Source organism: Mesorhizobium sp. M0676, assembly GCF_040320535.1.
Lineage (GTDB): Bacteria > Pseudomonadota > Alphaproteobacteria > Rhizobiales > Rhizobiaceae > Mesorhizobium.
On record NZ_JAMYPU010000009.1, the window covers coordinates 120,031 to 138,186 of the forward strand.

Annotated in this window: 14 protein-coding genes; 9 read left to right on the forward strand and 5 right to left on the reverse strand. The window is 63.9% G+C overall.

Annotated features, from left to right (window positions below):
- Position 1 precedes the first annotated feature (1 nt).
- Positions 2-1,117, reverse strand: a complete 1,116-nt coding sequence (locus tag NKI35_RS12410) for an aminomethyl transferase family protein (protein ID WP_023711348.1) — start codon at positions 1,115-1,117, stop codon at positions 2-4.
- Positions 1,118-1,187: 70 nt separating this feature from the next.
- Positions 1,188-1,958, reverse strand: coding sequence for an ABC transporter substrate-binding protein (locus tag NKI35_RS12415; RefSeq protein WP_023700430.1), 771 nt, complete (start codon positions 1,956-1,958; stop codon positions 1,188-1,190).
- A gap of 254 nt (positions 1,959-2,212) precedes the next feature.
- Between NKI35_RS12415 and NKI35_RS12420 the strand changes: the two genes are divergently transcribed.
- Complete coding sequence (locus NKI35_RS12420; protein ID WP_023671297.1) at positions 2,213-3,103, forward strand: SGNH/GDSL hydrolase family protein; 891 nt, start codon at positions 2,213-2,215, stop codon at positions 3,101-3,103.
- 22 nt (positions 3,104-3,125) lie between these two features.
- Here NKI35_RS12420 and NKI35_RS12425 read toward each other — a convergent pair whose 3' ends face one another.
- Positions 3,126-4,808, reverse strand: a complete 1,683-nt coding sequence (locus NKI35_RS12425; protein ID WP_352740206.1) for a hydantoinase B/oxoprolinase family protein — start codon at positions 4,806-4,808, stop codon at positions 3,126-3,128.
- Between the two features lies 1 nt (position 4,809).
- Entirely contained in the window at positions 4,810-6,894 is a 2,085-nt protein-coding gene (locus NKI35_RS12430; RefSeq protein WP_352740208.1) for a hydantoinase/oxoprolinase family protein, read from the reverse strand.
- Between the two features lie 221 nt (positions 6,895-7,115).
- Here NKI35_RS12430 and NKI35_RS12435 point away from each other — a divergent pair, with 221 nt between their 5' ends.
- From NKI35_RS12435 to NKI35_RS12455, 5 genes are all read left to right on the forward strand, one after another.
- Positions 7,116-7,943, forward strand: a complete 828-nt coding sequence (locus tag NKI35_RS12435) for a ferredoxin--NADP reductase (protein ID WP_352740210.1) — start codon at positions 7,116-7,118, stop codon at positions 7,941-7,943.
- 218 nt (positions 7,944-8,161) lie between these two features.
- Positions 8,162-9,211, forward strand: a complete 1,050-nt coding sequence (deoC, locus tag NKI35_RS12440; protein WP_023703681.1) for a deoxyribose-phosphate aldolase — start codon at positions 8,162-8,164, stop codon at positions 9,209-9,211.
- Positions 9,212-9,437: 226 nt separating this feature from the next.
- A complete protein-coding gene (locus NKI35_RS12445; RefSeq protein WP_352740212.1) occupies positions 9,438-11,810 on the forward strand; it encodes an aldehyde dehydrogenase family protein in 2,373 nt (790 codons plus the stop codon).
- Between the two features lie 292 nt (positions 11,811-12,102).
- The gene (locus NKI35_RS12450; protein WP_023695912.1) at positions 12,103-12,834 is read left to right on the forward strand and encodes an SDR family oxidoreductase; all 732 of its coding nucleotides are present in this window, start codon (positions 12,103-12,105) and stop codon (positions 12,832-12,834) included.
- A gap of 146 nt (positions 12,835-12,980) precedes the next feature.
- Entirely contained in the window at positions 12,981-13,826 is an 846-nt protein-coding gene (locus tag NKI35_RS12455) for a fumarylacetoacetate hydrolase family protein (RefSeq protein WP_023729743.1), read from the forward strand.
- A gap of 81 nt (positions 13,827-13,907) precedes the next feature.
- Here NKI35_RS12455 and NKI35_RS12460 read toward each other — a convergent pair whose 3' ends face one another.
- On the reverse strand, positions 13,908-14,927 hold the full coding sequence (locus NKI35_RS12460; RefSeq protein WP_023745836.1) for an LLM class flavin-dependent oxidoreductase: 1,020 nt from the start codon (positions 14,925-14,927) through the stop codon (positions 13,908-13,910).
- A gap of 339 nt (positions 14,928-15,266) precedes the next feature.
- On the opposite strand from NKI35_RS12460, the gene msuE reads away from it, so the two are divergent.
- The 3 genes from msuE to NKI35_RS12475 are packed head-to-tail and all read left to right on the forward strand — an operon-like array spanning position 15,267 to position 18,129.
- Positions 15,267-15,824 carry an FMN reductase gene (msuE, locus tag NKI35_RS12465; RefSeq protein WP_023683545.1) on the forward strand — a complete coding sequence of 186 codons (558 nt, stop codon included), beginning with the start codon at positions 15,267-15,269 and terminating at the stop codon, positions 15,822-15,824.
- 55 nt (positions 15,825-15,879) lie between these two features.
- Positions 15,880-17,256, forward strand: a complete 1,377-nt coding sequence (locus NKI35_RS12470) for an LLM class flavin-dependent oxidoreductase (RefSeq protein ID WP_023683544.1) — start codon at positions 15,880-15,882, stop codon at positions 17,254-17,256.
- Between the two features lie 24 nt (positions 17,257-17,280).
- Positions 17,281-18,129 carry an ABC transporter permease gene (locus NKI35_RS12475; RefSeq protein WP_023695916.1) on the forward strand — a complete coding sequence of 283 codons (849 nt, stop codon included), beginning with the start codon at positions 17,281-17,283 and terminating at the stop codon, positions 18,127-18,129.
- Positions 18,130-18,156: the final 27 nt, after the last annotated feature.

Below are 18,156 nucleotides of genomic sequence, written 5' to 3' on the forward strand. Positions count from 1 at the left end.
TTTAGGCCCGCAGCCGAGCGCCTTCAGGATCGAAGAATGGCATCGGCGCCACCACCGCGCGGGTCGGCTTGCCGTCAATGTCGATGCTGAGTTCGGTCCCGATGGCGGTGAACGGCAGCCGCAAATGCGCCGTCGCCAGAACTTTGCCTAAGGAATAGCCGTGATCGCTGTAGGTGACGACGCCGGCATCCTCGCCGTCGGCGAAAACCCTGGCATCCGTCGCGGCCGGCTTGTCACCGTCGAGAATCAGCCCGGTCCAGCGTTCGTCGAGCCCCTTGTCGCGAATTGTGCGCAATGCCTCGCGGCCGATGAACTCGCCCTTGTCGAACTTGATCCAGCGATCGAGCCCGACATGGAAGGGCGTACGGCTCTCGTCCATGTCGATGCCATGCGCCGGATAGGCCTTTTCCAGCCCGAGCGTGAACATGGCCAGCACGCCGTATGGCTTCAGGCCGAAATCGCTACCGGTCCGCATCAGCGCGTCCCAGACGGAAGTGGCCTCGTCCGCCGGCACGAACAGTTCGAAGCCGAGCTCGCCGGTCACCCCGGTGCGTGAGATCAGGACTTTGGTCTCGCCGACGCGCCCTGAAGTGAACGCCCAGCGTTTCAACTCATCGAGATCGGCATCCGAAACCAGTGCTTTCAGCAGCTCGCGTGAACGCGGCCCCTGTATCGTCGGAAAGGCGACGGCCGCCGTGATGTCGGTGACATAGGCCTTTCGCGCTTCAGCATGATGCTGCAGCCAGGGCAGCATCTTCAGCCGGTTGACCGAACCGGTCACCAGCATGAAATGCTCCGATCCCAGCCGGAACACGGTGAGGTCGTCCATGATGCCGCCATCGTCGCGGCAGACGGTGGAATAGCGCACCTGGCCGGGGCTCATCGCGGCCGCATCGTTGACGATGATGTGGTTGACCAGCGCCTCGGCTTCCGCCCCCTTGATGTCCATCTTGCCCATGGTGCTGAGATCCTGCACGCCGACATTCTTGCGCGTGTTCAGGTGCTCGTCGGCAATGCCGGAGTAAGTTTTGGCCGAGACGAAATCGCCGCCGACCCGGCCCATCGTGGCGCCGAGGCCAACGATGCTGGTGTAGAAAGGGGAGCGCCGCTCAACCAAGAAACTTCTCCGTCATCTCATGAAAACGGCAGCGCCTGATGGCGCTGCCGAGGTAGGAGCGGTGAAGGGGTTAACTTCCGTAGACGTCGAACAAGAAGTATTTGTCGTTGATTTCCTTGTACTTGCCGTTGGCACGCAGGGCGTCGATGGCGGCATTGAACTTGTCGGCCAGTTCCTTGTTGCCCTTTTGCAGGGCGATGCCGACGCCGGGTCCATGAATGGCCGGATCGGCGGCCAGCGTGCCGAGCAATTTGCAGCAGGCGCCATCGGGCTTCTTCAGCCATTCGGTCAGGATGATCGAGCCGTCCATCATCGCGTCCAGCCGGCCATTGGCCATGTCGGTGCGGGCGTCGTCGCCGGTCGGATAGGCCTTGACGGTCGAGCCGGAGTATTTCTTCTCGGCGAAATTCTGGTGGATGGTGGCGCTCTGCACGCCCAGCACCTTGCCCTTCAGATCGTCAGGCGACGTGCCTGCAATGGTCGAATCCTTCGGCACGGCGATGGCCGGTGGCGTCTGGTAATATTTGTGGGTGAACTCGACCTTCTCGGCCCGTTCCGGCGTGATGGTGATGTTGATGATGGCGTCGAACTTGCCGGCCTGCAGCGCCGGAATGGAACCATCGAAATCCTGTACGGAGAATTCGCACTCGGCCTTCATCTCGGCACACAGCGCCTTGCCGAGGTCGATGTCGAAGCCGCCCAGCGTGCCGTCCGAATTGGCATAGTTGAAGGGCGGATAGGCGCCCTCGGTCCCGATCCTGAGTTTCTCGGCGGAGGCAGCACCGGTCCCAAGCAGCAGGGCGGCGGAAGCGGCAAGCACGAAACGACCGAAAAGACGCATGTTCCTGATCTCCGTTGACTAAGCAATTCCAGGGAAGGTGTTGGCGGTTTCCCGTCCGGAATTGCGCGAAAACAAGGATAGAAGTCTATGGTCTTTTGCAGGCCCCACGGAGACGGAAACGACATGCTCTGCGGCGATCACGGCGTGGCAAGCCGTCCTTCCCCAGGAATCTTACTGTGATCTAAATTACAGACCGATCATGGACATGGGCGCATGCTCAGCTGGAAGTAGACGGTCGTGGGAGGGACCTGGGGATGGACCAGCAGGAATTCGTGCAGGAAGCCGCGCAGCGGCGCATAGACGACGACATCGCCAAGCGCATCAAGGTTCACCAGGCCAACATCGAGCGGCTCGAAACCGCAAGGGAAAGCGCCGGCAATCTCGAGGCGGCCGTCGCCAACCGGCCGCTGGTGATGCTGGCGCAGGGCGATTCCTGGTTCGACTATCCGCTCACCGGCAACGGCTTTCCGTTCGTCGACACCGACGTGATCGCGCAGCTGCGCCGCATCGGCTCGATGCCGCCGACCATCCTCAACCTTGCCCATCATGGCGATGCGGCGACCGACGAGATGTCGCTGCCCAAGCAGCAGCGCATGATCGCCGCCCTGCGCAACAAGGCCAACTGGCTGGACGGCAAGCCCGATGCCATCCTGTTCTCTGCCGGTGGCAACGACATTGCCGGCGACCAGTTCTGCATCTTCCTCGACTTCAATGACGGCCACGCCCCCGGGCTGAACAAGAACCGCTTCACCAAGGCGCTCGGCATGGTCGAGGCCTGCTATCTCGATTTGTTCGCGCTGCGCGACCGCGTCGCGCCAGGCGTGCCGATCTTTGGCCATTGCTATGATTTCCCGATCCCGAACGGAGCGCATCCGTCCTGTGTCGGCCCGTGGCTGAAACCGTCGCTCGATTTCTGCAACTGGACGGTCGCCAAGGGCACGGTCATCGTTCACGACGCGCTGGCGGCGTTCCGCGATGTGGTGAAGCGCCTGGCCGACGATCCCAACAACAATTTCCATCTGGTCGACACGCAGGGAACGTTGAAGGTGGCCGACTGGGCCAACGAACTGCATCCCGATCCCGCCGGCTTCAAGAAGATCGCGCAAAAATTCGCCGATGCGCTGAAGGCCAAGCTGCAGACCTGACGCGGCTCGGGCCTGTCGGCTGTCAGGTTCCGAACAGCTCTTTGGCTTGGTCATCGGTGTAGTAACCAAGCCTGATGTCTTCGGCGACCAGTTTCGGGTCGCGCTGACGCGGATCGCCATAGCCGCCACCGCCCGGCGTGCCGACGCGCACGCGGTCGCCGGCCTTGAGCGCGATGTCCTGCTCCTTGGACAGATGCGGCGGCACATGTGCCTCGCCGTCGCGGAACACGGTCACCGTGTTCACCGCGCCGTCCTTGCCGCCGAGCGCGCCTTGCGGGCCGAAACGGCCATGGTCCATGACGAAGGACGCGCGCGCCTCTCCTCGCAATATCTCAACCTCATAGGCGAGGCCGAAGCCGCCGCGCTGCTTGCCGGCGCCGCCCGAGCCTTCGCGCAAGGCATAGTGGCGGTAGAGCACAGGAAACGCCTGCTCCATGATCTCGACCGGCGGCGATTTGGAAATGCCGATGGTCGAGCAGCCATTGGTCAGGCCGTCATGGCCTGAATTGCCGCCATAGCCGCCGCCGGAGATCTGATACATCACATAGTCGCGGCCGCGCGCCGGATCGTTGCCGCCCAGCGCGAAATTGCCGCTGGAGCCGGCGGGCGCGGCCGTCACCTTTTCCGGCAGCGCCTGCACCATCGCCGCGAACACCGCCTCGGCGATGCGCTGCGAGACTTCAGCCGCACAGCCGGAGACGGGACGCGGGTATTTGGCGTCGAGGAACGTGCCTTCCGGCCGCTTGACGATCAGCGGCTCGAAAGCGCCGGCGCTGATCGGCACATCAGGGAAAATATGGCGCATGGCGAGATAGACCGACGACAATGTCGTCGCCAGCACGCTGTTCATCGGCCCCGCGCATGGTTTTGACGAGCCGGTAAAATCGAAGGTCAGCGTGTCGCCCTGCTTCTCGACGGCGAGCGCGATGGTCAGCGGCTCGTTGACCACGCCGTCCGAGTCGACAAAGGCCTTCGAGCTATAGGTGCCGTCTGGAATGGCGGAGATGTTGGCGCGCATCTGCTCGGCGGCGCGGCGACGCAGTTCGGCGATCGCCCCGACGACGGTTTCGTCCCCGTAACGATCGAGGATTCCATTGAGCCTGTCCTGGCCGATCAGCAATGCGGCGGCCTGCGCTCTTATATCGCCGATGCGCTGGTCGGCGACGCGGATGTTGGAGCAGATGATGGCGTAGATTTCCGTGTCCAGCACGCCCTTCTTGAACAGCTTGACCGGCGGCAGCCGCAGGCCTTCCTGCTCGACGGCGGTCGCGGAAGCGGAGAAGCCGCCCGGCACCGAGCCACCGATATCGGGCCAGTGGCCGGTATTCGATAGCCAGCAAAATATCTTGCCGTCGCGATAGACCGGCATGGCGAAGCGCACGTCCATCAGATGCGTGCCGCCGAGATAGGGATCGTTGACGATGTAGATGTCGCCGGGTTCCGGGGGCAGGCAGCGGCCGTCGGCGATCATCTCGATCACCGTTTTGGTCGAATACTGCATGACGCCGACGAACACCGGCAGGCCCTGGCTGCCTTGTGCGATCAGCGAGCCGTCGACGGCCGAGTAGATGCCGTCGGAGCGGTCATTGGCTTCGGCGATGACCGGCGAGAAGGCCGCGCGGGAGAAAGTGAGATCCATCTCGTCGCAGACCTGCTGGAGGGCAGCCTGCAGGACCGAAAGCGTGATGGCGTCGAGCTTTTGCATCTCAGGCCTCGCCGATATCGATGATGATGTTGCCGTCGGCGTCCGATCTTGCGCGGTCGCCGGGTTCGAGCACGGTGGTCGCATCCATCTGTTCGAGGATCGCCGGCCCTTCGATGACGGCATCGAGCGGCAGCTTTTCACGCGCATAGATCGGCGTATCGTGCCAGCGTCCGGCATACCAGACCGGCCTGATCTCGCGCCGTGCCTCGTCAAGCGTCTTTGTACGTCCGGCCGGGTCGATCAGCCGTGACAGGTCGATTGCCGGCCGCACGCCCGTCACCGACGTGTTGAGGTTGACCAGATTGGCGCGGATCTCCGGCAACTCGACCTTGAAGCGGGCGAAATAGGCTTTTTCGAACAGCGCCTGCAACTCTTGCCTTGTCACCGATGAAGACGGCAGCGCCACGTTGATGATGTGGGTTTGGCCGACGAACTGCATGTCGGCAGAGTGCGTGACGCGGATCGTTTCCGGCTTCACCGCTTCCTTGCCGATCAGTTCCTCGCCTTCCCCGCGGTGACGTTCCAGCACCTCGCGAAGCCTGGCTTCATCGAGCACGGCGACCGGCTGGTTGATGGTGTTGACGAAGTCATGGCGCAGATCGGCCACGACGCAGCCGAGCGCATTGGTGATGCCCGGACGCGCCGGCACCAGCACACGGGGCAGGCCGAGTTCGCGCGCCAGGGCGGAGGCATGCAGCGGCCCGGCGCCACCGAAGGCGAACAGCGCGAAATCGCGCGGATCATGGCCGCGCGACACCGAGACCATGCGGATGGCGCCGGCCATCTTCATGTTGCCGAGGCGCAGCACCGCGCCCGCCGCTTCGACGCCGGAGAGGCCGGCGGCCTTGCCTATTCTGTCTTCGAAGATCCCGGTGACCCGCTCGACGGTGACCGGATTTTCGACCGCCAGCAGCTTCTTCGGCGCCAGCCGGCCCAGCACCAGATTGGCGTCGGTGATGGTCGGCTCGGCTCCACCACGACCGTAGCAGATCGGGCCGGGATTGGCGCCGGCACTTTCCGGGCCGATCTGGATCAGCCCGGCCGCATCGACCCGGGCGATGGAGCCGCCGCCGGCACCGACCGTATGCACCGCCACCATCGGCACGTGGATCGGCATCGCATATTCGATCTCGATCTCGTTCGAGACGGCGGGCTCCGCATTGCGGATCAGCGCCACATCGGTCGAGGTGCCGCCCATGTCGTAGGTGACGAGGTTTTCAAAGCCGGCGCGCTTGCCCGTATAGGCGGCGGCGATGACACCCGAGGCTGGTCCGGACATCACGGTCTTGGCCGATTCCCTGGTGACGAAACGGGCCGAGATCATGCCGCCATTGCCGTTCATGATCAGGAAGTCGCGGGCGTAACCTTTGGCGGCCAATTCCTTGCGCAGCCGCTCGACATAGCGCTCGAGGATCGGCTGCACCGAGGCGTTGACCGCGGCGGTCACGCCGCGCTCGAATTCGCGGGCTTCCGACAGCAGCGCATGGCCAGTCGTGATGTAGCCGTTCGGCCAAAGCTCGGCGGCGATTTCGGCCGCGCGCCGCTCATGCGAAGGGTTGGCGTAGGAATGCAGGAAATGGATGACCAGGGACTCGCAGCCGGCCACGATCAGCGTCTTCACGGCGTCGCGCATCTCGGCCTCGTCGAGCGGGGTGCGCACCGCGCCGGATGCTTCGACGCGCTCCGAGACTTCGAGCCGGAGATCGCGCGGGATGATCGGAACGAAGGTGCCGGTCATGCCATAGGGCTGCGGCCGTGTGCGCCGTCCCAACTCGATCACGTCGCGAAAACCGCGCGTGGTGATCATGCCGGTTTTCGCCAGCCGGCGTTCCAGAACCGCATTGGTGGTGGTGGTCGTGCCATGCACGATGAGGTCGATGCCGTCTATGGCAAAGCCGGTGGCGCCGAGCGCTGAAACCACGCCGAAAGCCTGGTTGTCGACGGTGGTGGGCGTCTTGGCGATATGCACCTTTCCGCCATCTTTGCCGTCGATCAAAATGAGGTCGGTGAAGGTTCCGCCGACATCGATGCCGGCAACGACGTGACCCAGGGAATCCGGTTGTTGCACCGAAAAATTCTCTTTCATTGTCGAAATCCGAAATGGCGGAACTACGAATATGCCGCAGTTTGGAAAGCTGTTTTAGCGTGGTATCTTGACACAAATATCGTTTGTATACTAATAAATTTGGGACACAAGAGCTCACTGCTTTGGAGTGTGTGAACGGCACGCCGGGACCTGAAGGGTCTGGGCGCGCAGGAAACGGTTTGGCGCCCGCGTAGTGGCTTGGGCAAGACAGAGTTGGATCGATGAACACCACATCCGCACTCAACACCGCCGGCGCCCGTCCGCTGCAGTTCCCGATTCCGGCCAATGTCTATGCCGAAACCGTCGTCTCGGTGAAGCATTACACCGACCGCCTGTTCTCGTTCCGCATCACCCGCCCGCAGTCGTTGCGCTTCCGCTCCGGCGAGTTCGTCATGATCGGTCTGCCCAATGCCGAAAAGCCGGTGTACCGCGCCTATTCGGTCGCCAGCCCGGCCTGGGACGAGGAGCTGGAATTCTTCTCGATCAAGGTGCCGGATGGTCCGCTGACCTCCGAACTGCAGAAGATCCAGGTCGGCGACACCGTCATCATGCGCCAGAAGTCGACCGGCACGCTGGTTGTCGACGCGCTGACCCCGGCAAAGCGCCTGTTCATGATCTCGACCGGCACCGGCATCGCGCCCTTCGCCAGCCTTCTGCGCGACCCCGATACCTACGAAAAATTCGATCAGGTCATCCTGACCCACACCTGCCGCGACAATGCCGAACTGACCTATGGCCAGGAACTGGTGGCCGCGCTCGAGAACGATCCCCTGATCGGCGAACTGACCGGCGGCCGCGTCACCCTCTACAATTCGACGACCCGCGAAGAGTCGGCGCGCATGGGCCGCATCACCGCGCTGATCGGCTCCGGCAAATTCTACGACGACCTCGGCATCGAGAAGCTCAATCCGGAGACGGATCGCATCATGATCTGCGGCTCGATGCATATGCTGAAGGACGTCAAGGAAATGGCCGAAAGTCTCGGCTTCCATGAGGGCTCGCTCAGCCATCCCTGGACCTTCGTCGTCGAGCGCGCTTTCGTCGGCTGACATCAGCAGGCGCCTCGGCGCCTGCTTCTCGATTGGAATTTTGACCATGCGGTCAAAATTCAGCTGCTTTCGCCGCCTTTTTCCGCTATGACCGCTTGAAGGACTCGTGAAGCGATGCTTCACGGGCTATCTTCGGTGTGCGTCGCCTAAAGCCGCCGTGCGGTCCGGGAGCAACGACACGCACCACGACGTAAAATCGTCGAGCGAAAGGGCAGGAGATGAGCAGCACAATCCGCGAAGCCGATCTCGGCGCGTCCAAGGTCACGCCGCTGCCGGCGCGTGCCGCAGCCAACACGCCCGTTCCGCAATCGCATGGCATCGCCCGCAACACCGGCATGCGGCTCGATCTCGGCTTCATGGAATCGGTGCGCTCGGTCAATCGCTCGGCGCTGGAGCGCCGCGTCGCCAGCCTGACCAAGCGTCGTTCGATCAAGGCCGACAACCAGGCGGCATGGCTGCTGCGCGCCGTCTCCTGCATGGATTTGACGACGCTGAATTCCAACGACACCGAAGAGCGCGTGCGCCGCCTGTGCGCCAAGGCGATCAACCCGTTCCGCCGCGACATCGTCGAGGGGCTTGGCATCGAGGGCGAAAAAATCCGCCCGGCGGCGGTCTGCGTCTATCATCCATTCGTCGCGACGGCTGTTGATGCCGTGCGCGGCACCGGCATCCATGTCGCCGCCGTCTCCACCGCTTTCCCGCACGGCCTTGCGCCGCTGTCGACCCGCCTGCAGGAGATCGAGGCATCGGTGCGCGACGGCGCGGACGAGATCGACGTCGTCATCCCGCGCGGCCTGGTCTTCGGCGCCAAGTGGCAGGAGCTCTACAACGAGATCGTCTCGATGCGCGAAGCCTGCGGCGATGCGCATCTCAAGGTTATCCTCGGCACCGGCGACCTCGCCACGCTGCGAAATGTCATGCTGGCCTCGATGGTGGCGATGATGGCCGGCGCCGATTTCATCAAGACCTCGACCGGCAAGGAAAGCGTCAACGCCACGCTGCCCGTCGGCCTTGCCATGGTGCGCGCCATCCGAGCCTATTTCGAGGAGACCGGCTTTCTCATCGGCTTCAAGCCGGCCGGCGGCATCTCTACAGCCAAGGCTTCGCTCGACTGGCTGGTGCTGATGAAGGAGGAGCTCGGCCGGCCATGGCTGGAGCCAGACCTGTTCCGCTTCGGCGCCTCGAGCCTCCTCACCGATATCGAGCGCCAGCTCGAGCATCATCTGACCGGGCATTATTCGGCCAATCACCGCCACGCAATGGCGTGAGGCGGATGAAGGCCTTGAACGTCGTGTTCCTTCGCGCCTCCCTCTGTCCTGCCGGACATCTCCCCCACTTGGGGGGAGATTGGCTAACGTCGGCGATTTCGCCAATTGTCGACGTTTCAGAGCCGACAGGCGCGAAGGCTAATCTCCCTCCTTGTGGGGGAGATGTCCGGCAGGACAGAGGGGGGCGCCACAGAGCGCCTGCCAAGACGATTATCTGGAGCGCGTCATGAACATTCTCGAACGCTATCACGCCATGGAATACGGCCCGGCGCCGGAAGCCCGCACCGAGGCCGATGCCTGGCTTGCCGGACGCGATTTCGGCAAGGCGCTGTTCATCGACGGCGGCTGGAAGGCAGCAGGCGGCGGCAAGACCTTCGAGACCAGCGAACCCTCATCCGGCAAGCTGCTGGCCAAGATCTCCGATGCCGGCGCCGCCGATATCGACGCAGCCGTCGCCGCAGCCACCAGGGCGTTGCCGAAATGGTCGGCATCCTCGGGCTACCAGCGCGCAAAAGTGCTTTACGCCATTGGCCGCGCGATGCAGCGTCATCAGCGCCTGTTCGCAGTGCTTGAGTCAATCGACAACGGCAAGCCGATCCGCGAAAGCCGCGACATCGACGTGCCGCTGGTCATCCGCCATTTCATCCATCATGCCGGCTGGGCGCAGGCGCTGGACAAGGATTTCCCAGGCCACAAGGGTGTCGGCGTCGTCGGCCAGATCATCCCATGGAATTTCCCGCTGCTGATGCTGGCCTGGAAGATTGCGCCGGCGCTCGCCGCCGGCTGCACGGTGGTGCTGAAGCCGGCCGAGTTCACGCCGCTCACCGCCATCCTGTTTGCCGAGATCTGCGAGCGTGCCGGCGTGCCCAAGGGCGTCGTCAACATCGTCCAGGGCGGGCCGGAAGCGGGCGTCGCCATCGTCAACCATCCCGGCATCCAGAAGATCGCCTTCACCGGCTCTTCGGAGGTCGGCAAGATCATCAGGAAAGCCACGGCTGGATCGGGCAAGAAGCTGTCATTGGAGCTTGGCGGCAAATCGGCCTTCATCGTCTTCGAGGACGCCGATCTCGACAGCGCCGTCGAAGGACTGGTCGACGGCATCTGGTTCAACCAGGGCCAGGTCTGCTGCGCAGGCTCGCGGCTTCTGGTGCAGGAAGGCATTGCCGACGCGTTGATCGCAAAGGTCAAGGTCAGGATGAGCCGGCTTCGCGTCGGCAGCCCGCTCGACAAGAACACCGATATCGGACCGCTGGTCGACGCCACACAGCTCGACCGCGTCAAGGGCCTGGTCGCAGAAGGCGCCAGACAGGGCGCCGTCTGCTGGCAGCCCGACGCGGTGCTGCCGTCTTCCGGCTACTACCACCTGCCGACGCTCGCCACCGGTGTTTCGCCGGCAAATATATTGGCGCAGGAAGAGGTGTTCGGCCCGGTTCTGGCCACCATGACCTTCCGCAACACCGAGGAAGCGGTCGAACTCGCCAACAACACGCGCTATGGGCTGGCCGCCTCGGTGTGGAGCGAAAACATCAACCTCACGCTGCATGTCGCGCCGCAGCTGAAGGCCGGCGTCGTCTGGGTCAACGGCACCAACATGTTCGACGCCGCCTGCGGCTTCGGCGGCTATCGCGAAAGCGGCTTTGGCCGCGAGGGCGGGCGCGAGGGCATGTTCGAGTATCTCTCGGCAAAGCTGCCGCTCGGCCCGGTGATCAAGCCGACGGCGGCTTCGGCGCAGCCGGTCGAGCAATCGGATGGCGGCGCCATCGATCGTACCGCAAAGCTGTTCATCGGCGGCAAGCAGGTGCGGCCCGACGGCAATTATTCGCTGGCGATAGCCACTGCCAAGGGCAAGCTCGCCGGCGAAGTCGGTCTCGGCAGCCGCAAGGACATCCGCGACGCCGTTGCCGCCGCCCGCGCCTGCAAGGCCTGGCCGGAGGCGACCGCCTACAATCGCTCCCAGGTGCTATATTATCTCGCCGAAAATCTGTCCGGCCGTGCCGGCGAGTTTACCGCACGCTTGACCGAACTGACCGGCGCCAACGCCAAGGCCGCGCGGGAGGAAGTGGAACAATCGATCGAGCGCCTGTTCCTCTATGCCGGCCTTGCCGACAAGTATGAGGGCAGGGTGCATCAGCCACCGGCCCGCGCCGTCACGCTCGCTTTGCACGAGCCGGTCGGCGTCGTCGGCATCGTCGCCCCGGACAGCGCGCCGCTGCTCGGCTTGATCTCCCTGATCGCACCTGCGCTTGCCATGGGCAACACGGTGGTGGCCGTGCCGTCGGAAAAATACCCGCTGCTCGCCACCGATCTCTACCAGGTGATCGAATATTCCGACGTTCCGGCAGGCGCCATCAACATCGTCACCGGCCGCACGGCGGAGCTTGCCGGCGTGCTGGCCAAGCATGACGATGTCGACGGGCTCTGGCTGTTTGCCGATGCCGACACTTGCGCCAAAGCGGAGGCCGATTCCATCGGCAATCTCAAGCGCGTCTGGACCGGCAACGGCCGCAGCCTCGACTGGGCGTCCGACGAGGCCGCCGGCGATGCCCTGCTGCGCCGCGCCGTCGAAGTGAAGAACGTCTGGGTGCCATACGGCGACTAATGCCGCCGAAGCGCGCTGTGCTTGAGTGAACCATGGCAGCGTGACTCGTTGTCCGGTTGTCATACATGTTGTTGCATCAGAGCAAGCGATGTGCATTACATCAGCCGTCGCGAAGGTGATCGCGTTCGGGCTTGACGCTTGGACATGTGTTCTTTAACCAGAAAAAACATTTGTTATTTAAGGACTGATGGATTGTGCAGGCCGCATAGTCGCGCCTGTCTGGCACAGGACGCCCCAGTCAGCCGGCAGTAAATCGGGCCGAGCAGTGGCCAAAGAGGGCGAGGAGAAACGCATGGCGGATCTAGCAGGCAAGGTCGTTGTCGTCACCGCGGCGGCACAAGGCATCGGCAGAGCGAGCGCATTGGCCTTCGCCAAGGCAGGTGCCATCGTGCACGCCACCGACATCAACGAGGCGCTGCTGGCCGAACTCGCCAAGACCTCCGGCATCAAGACCCGCAAGCTCGACGTTCTCAACGACGATGCGGTGGCATCCGGCTTCGCCGAAATCGGCCGCGTCGACGTGCTGTTCAACTGCGCCGGCTTCGTCCATTCCGGGTCCATCCTCGAGATGAAGGATGCCGATCTCGACTTCGCCTTCAACCTCAATGTCCGCGCCATGATCCGCACCATTCGGGCGGTACTGCCCGGCATGCTGGAGCGCGGCGATGGCTCGATCATCAACATGTCGTCCGTCGCCGGCGCCGGCAAGGGCGTGCCCAACCGCTTCGCCTATGGCGTCTCCAAGGCGGCCGTGATCGGTCTCACCAAGGCGGTTGCCGCGGACTATGTCGCCAAGGGCATTCGCTGCAACGCCATCTGCCCCGGCACCGTCGAGAGTCCGTCGCTGCAGGACCGCATGCATGCGCAGGGCGATTACGAGGCGGCCCGCGCAGCCTTCATTGCCCGCCAGCCGATGGGCCGTCTCGGCACGCCCGAGGAAATCGCCGACCTTGCCGTCTACCTCGCCGGCGCCACGTACACCTCGGGCCAGGCCTATAATATCGACGGCGGCTGGTCGATCTGAGCAATAGCCTCGATCCGCAGGTCCAGGCTCGAACAGTTCTAAAGTCCGGCTTGCCCTAGGTCGGGTCCGATAGCCAGAGTCCGCCCAGTCATCGCTTGGCGGAGCGAGTTTTGAAAACGGCCTTGGGCCGCAATTTGGAGAGCAAGATGAAACTGCTGCGCTATGGCGAGATAGGGAGCGAACGCCCCGGCCTGCTCGATGCGGATGGAACGATCCGCGATCTTTCGGGTCATGTCACCGACATTGCTGGCAAGGCGCTCGATCCGGCGTCGCTCGAGACATTGTCGAAGCTCGATCCGAATTCGCTGCCGGCGGTTTCCGGCAAGCCGCGCCTCGGCGCCTGCGTCGCCGGCACGGGCAAGTTCATCTGCATCGGCCTGAATTATTCCGACCATGCCGCCGAAACCGGCGCCACCGTGCCGCCGGAGCCGATCATCTTCATGAAGGCGAGCTCGGCCATTGTCGGCCCCGACGATGATGTGCTGATCCCGCGCGGCTCGGAAAAGACCGACTGGGAGGTTGAACTCGCCGTGGTCATCGGCAGAAAAGCCAAATATGTCAGCGAGGCCGATGCGCTGGATTATGTCGCCGGCTATGCCGTTGCCCATGACGTGTCCGAGCGCGCCTTCCAGGCCGAGCGCCAGGGCCAGTGGACCAAGGGCAAGAGCTGCGACACGTTTGGTCCGACCGGGCCGTGGCTTGTCACCAAGGACGAGGTTGCCGATCCGCAGAACCTCAAAATGTGGCTGACGGTCAACGGCAAGACGATGCAGAACGGCTCGACCAGGACCATGGTCTACGGCGTCGCCTATCTCGTTTCCTATCTCAGCCAGTTCATGTCGCTGCATCCTGGCGACATCATCTCCACCGGCACCCCGCCCGGCGTTGGGCTGGGCATGAAGCCGCCCGTGTTCCTGAAGCCCGGCGATGTGGTGGAACTGGGCATCGAGGGGCTAGGCCAGCAGAAGCAGACCTTCAAGGCGGATGCCTAGCCGCCTCTGCCCTTAGAGCGTTTCACCGTTTGCCGGCGAAACGGTCTATCTCTTTGTTTGCCGGGCGGCTGGCGCCTCTTGTCAGCGCCAGCCCAGAGCCGGCGCGACGTGCTTCAGGATCGCCTCGATGACGTGGGCGTTGTACTCGACGCCAAGCTGGTTGGGGACGGTCAGAAGCAGCGTGTCGGCCTCGGCGATCGCTTCGTCCTCTTTCAGCTGATCGATCAGCACATCGGGCTCCGCGGCATAGGAGCGGCCGAAGACGGCAAGCTTCTCAGGCTCGATATAGCCGAAATGATCTTCGCTGCTGCCGCCGCCGAAATAGGCGCGGTCGCGGTCGTTCACCAGCGCAAAGATGCTGCGGCTGACCGACACGCGCGGCTCGCGTGTGTGGTCGGCCGCCTTCCACGCCGCGCGATAGGCGCGGATCTGTTCGGCCTGCTGGATGTGGAGCGGCTGGCCGCCCTCATCGAACTTCAGCGTCGAACTTTGCAGGTTCATGCCGAGCTTGCCCGCCCATTCGGCGGTCGCGTTGGTAGCGGCGCCCCACCAGATCCGGTCGCGCAGGCCGGCCGAGAACGGCTCGAGCCGCAGCATTCCCGGAGGATTGGGGAACATCGGCCGCGGATTGGGTTGCGCGAAACCTTCGCCGCGCAGCACGTCCAGAAACACCTCGGCATGGTTGCGCGCCATGTCGGCATCGCTTTTGCCGTCCTGCGGCACGTAGCCGAAGTAGCGCCAGCCGTCGATCACCTGCTCCGGCGAACCGCGGCTGATGCCAAGCTGCAGCCGGCCACCGGCGATCAGGTCGGCAGCACCCGCATCCTCGGCCATATACAGCGGATTCTCATAGCGCATGTCGATGACGGCGGTGCCGATCTCGATGCGGCTGGTGCGGGCGCCGACCGCGGCCAGAAGCGGAAACGGCGAAGCGAGCTGGCGGGCAAAATGATGGACGCGGAAATAGGCGCCGTCCGCGCCCAGCTCCTCGGCGGCGACGGCCAGGTCGATCGACTGCAGCAGCGCGTCGGACGCCGAGCGCGTCTGCGATTGCGACGAGGGCGACCAATGGCCGAAGGAAAGAAAGCCGATCTTCTTCATGCGCGCATCCTGTTCTTTGATTGCAGTTGCCTACTTCGTCGCCCACGCGATTGGGTTCAATCGACACTGACACAACGCAGTGTCAATGCCGCCGGCCCTTGACGGTTTCGCAACGTTACCCATCAGTGCGCAAAGGACCAGGCCATGGTCCCCGGCGATGCCTTGTGCGGTCGGGTCAGCATCTGCCGCGGCGCTTTTGGGGCCAAATGAACCAACCAAAGGCGATGTCCCGCAAACTCCATTCGCTTCAGAGCCCGGTTTTGAAATCTTCTCGCTCATTTAATTCTACAAAATCGGTAGGCTTAATGCGGATAGTGCGTTTGCGAGAAGGAGCCTCGGATGTCAAAAAAGCTGGTGGTGGGGTTGTCCGGCAACCTGACCCGTCCGTCCAAGACGAAGGCATTCGTCAGCCACATCGCCGGTGAGGTGGCGAGCCGGGCCGGCTCGGCTTTGAGCGTTTTCGACATCGAGGATCTCGGCCCGTCCTTTGCGCCTGCAAGACAGCTTGGCGATCTCGATCCGGCGGCGCGCGGTATTATCGAGCAGCTGCTCGGCGCCGACGTGCTGGTGGTCGGCTCCCCGACCTTCAAGGGCAGCTACACCGGGCTGTTCAAGCACTTCTTCGACCTGCTCGACCCGTCGTCGCTGCGCGGCAAGCCGATCATCCTGGCGGCAACAGGCGGCGGCGAGCGTCATTCGCTTGTCGTCGAACACCAGTTGCGGCCGTTGTTCGGCTTCTTCGAGGCGCAGACCCTGCCGACCGCGATCTACGCCTCGGACAAGGACTTTGCCGATGGCGTGCTGGTGTCAGAGGCAGTCAAGGCGCGAGCCCGGCAGGCGGTCGCCGAGGCATGCCGGGTGGCCGGCGTGCCCTACAGCGTCGTCCTTGCCGCCTGAAACCACGATCCGCGACGCAATATTCCATCCCGCATAGACCAGAAGGACGCCTGCAATGACTCGAGCCAGCAAGTCCGATAGCAGGCCGCGGCAGATCAAGCTCGGCGCTTTCCTGCCCGGCGGCGGGCAGCATATCGCCGCCTGGCGTCATCCCGATGCGCCGGCCGACGGCGCCACCAATTTCGAGTTCCACAAGCAGCTGGCGCTGACCGCCGAGCGCGGCCTGTTCGACGCCTATTTCCTGGCCGACAACCTGACCGTCGGCCTCGGCGCCCGCGAGGGCGGCAACGCCAAGATCGCCGGCTTCGAGCCGGTGACGCTGTTTGCGGCGCTGGCGCCGCTGACGACGCATCTCGGCTTCATCGCAACGGCGTCCACCACCTATGAGGAGCCTTACACGCTGGCGCGCAAATTCGCTTCGCTCGACCTGTTGTCGAACGGCCGCGCCGGCTGGAACGTGGTGACCTCGGCCGGCGACGAAACGGCACGCAATTTCAACCGCGACGTCCAGCCCAGCCATGCCGAGCGCTATGCCAGGGCGCATGAGCATGTCGAGACGGTCAAGGCGCTGTGGGACAGCTGGGAGGATGACGCCTTCATCCGCGACAAGCAGTCGGGCCGCTTCTACGACAAGGACAGATTGCACGACATCGACCACAAGGGCGAGCATTTCAGCGTCAAGGGTCCGCTCAACGTGCCGCGCCCGGTGCAGGGACATCCGGTTGTCGTACAAGCGGGGCAGTCGGAAGACGGCCGCGGGCTTGCCGCGCACTCGGCCGAGGTCATCTTCACCGCCCATCAGAAGCTCGAGACGGCGCAGGAATTCTACCGCGACATCAAGGCGCGCGTGGCTGAAGTCGGCCGCGATCCCGACCAGGTGCTGATCATGCCGGGCGTCGCGCCCTTCGTCGGCCGCACCGAGGACGAGGCCCGTGCCAAATACCAACAGCTTAACGACCTTATCCTGCCCGAGGACGGTGTCGCCCTGCTCAACGGGCTGGCCGGCCAGACGCTCGACATCAGGGGCTATCCGCTCGACGGCCCGTTGCCGCCGAGCAAGGAAACCGAAGGCATGAAAAGCCGCCAGGCGCTGATCCGGCAGATTGCCGACGAGCACAATTTCAGCATCCGCCAGCTTTACCAATGGGTAGCGACGGCGCGCGGCCACTACACCATCGTCGGCAGCGTCACGCAGGTCGCCGATCAGCTGGAGGAATGGTTCACCAGCGAGGCGGCCGACGGCTTCAACATCCTGCCGCCCTGGCTGCCCGGCGCGCTCGACGATTTCGTCGACCTGGTCATTCCCGAGCTGCAGCGGCGCGGCCTGTTCCGCACGGCTTACGAAGGCCGCACGCTGCGCGAGAATCTTGGCCTCAGGCGCCCGGAAAATCCATGGACCGTCGCCCGCTCGACCGTCCTTGCCGCCGAATGACCTTGGCATCGAAGGGGTGAAGCAATGACGTTGCAGCACATCGATCGGCAAATCACGGTTCGCCGCGGTGGTGGCGAAACCGGGCTCGGCACCGACTTTCTGCGCCTCGGCGGCCGGGCTGCTGTTCGCTTCCTGAAGCGCTACGGCGTGCTTGCCGGCTTCCTAGCGCTCTGGCAGGTGGCGAGCAGCGTCGGATGGGTCAACGCGGCGGTGCTGCCGCCGATCGACATGATCGTCGAAGCGCTCTGGAAGGGGCTTGCCGGCGGCAGCCTGCTCGGCGACATCGCCATCAGCCTGCAGCGCGCCGGCATCGCCTTTGCCGCAGCCGTCGCCGTCGCCATTCCGCTCGGCCTGTTCATGGGCCAGGTGCGCCCGGTCGAAACCGCGCTCGATCCGATCCTGCAGGTGTTCCGGCAGACGTCGGCGCTGGCGCTCTATCCGGTGTTCATCCTGCTCTTGGGACTTGGCGAGACCTCGAAGATCTTCGTCATCTTCTGGGCGACGCTGTTTCCGCTGCTGCTCAATACCACCAGCGGCGTCAAGGAAGTCGATCCCAAGCTGCTTGAAATGGCGCGCGTCTATGGTGCGAGCCGGCTCACCGTGTTTCGCCGCGTCGTACTGCCGGGCGCCGTGCCGTCGATCTTCGTCGGCTTGCGGCTGAGCGCCACCACGGCGCTGCTGCTGCTGATCGCGTCCGAGATGATCGGTGCCAACAAGGGCATCGGCTTCCAGGTGATGAACGCGCAGTACAATTTCCAGATCCCGCTGATGTTTGCGGCAATCGTCATCCTCGCCGGGCTTGGCCTGATCGCCAACCAGGCGTTGGTCACCCTGCAGCGGCGGCTCTGTCGCTGGAGCAATCCTGTCAACTGAGCAGTCCGCCCCTCACCGTTTACCTCC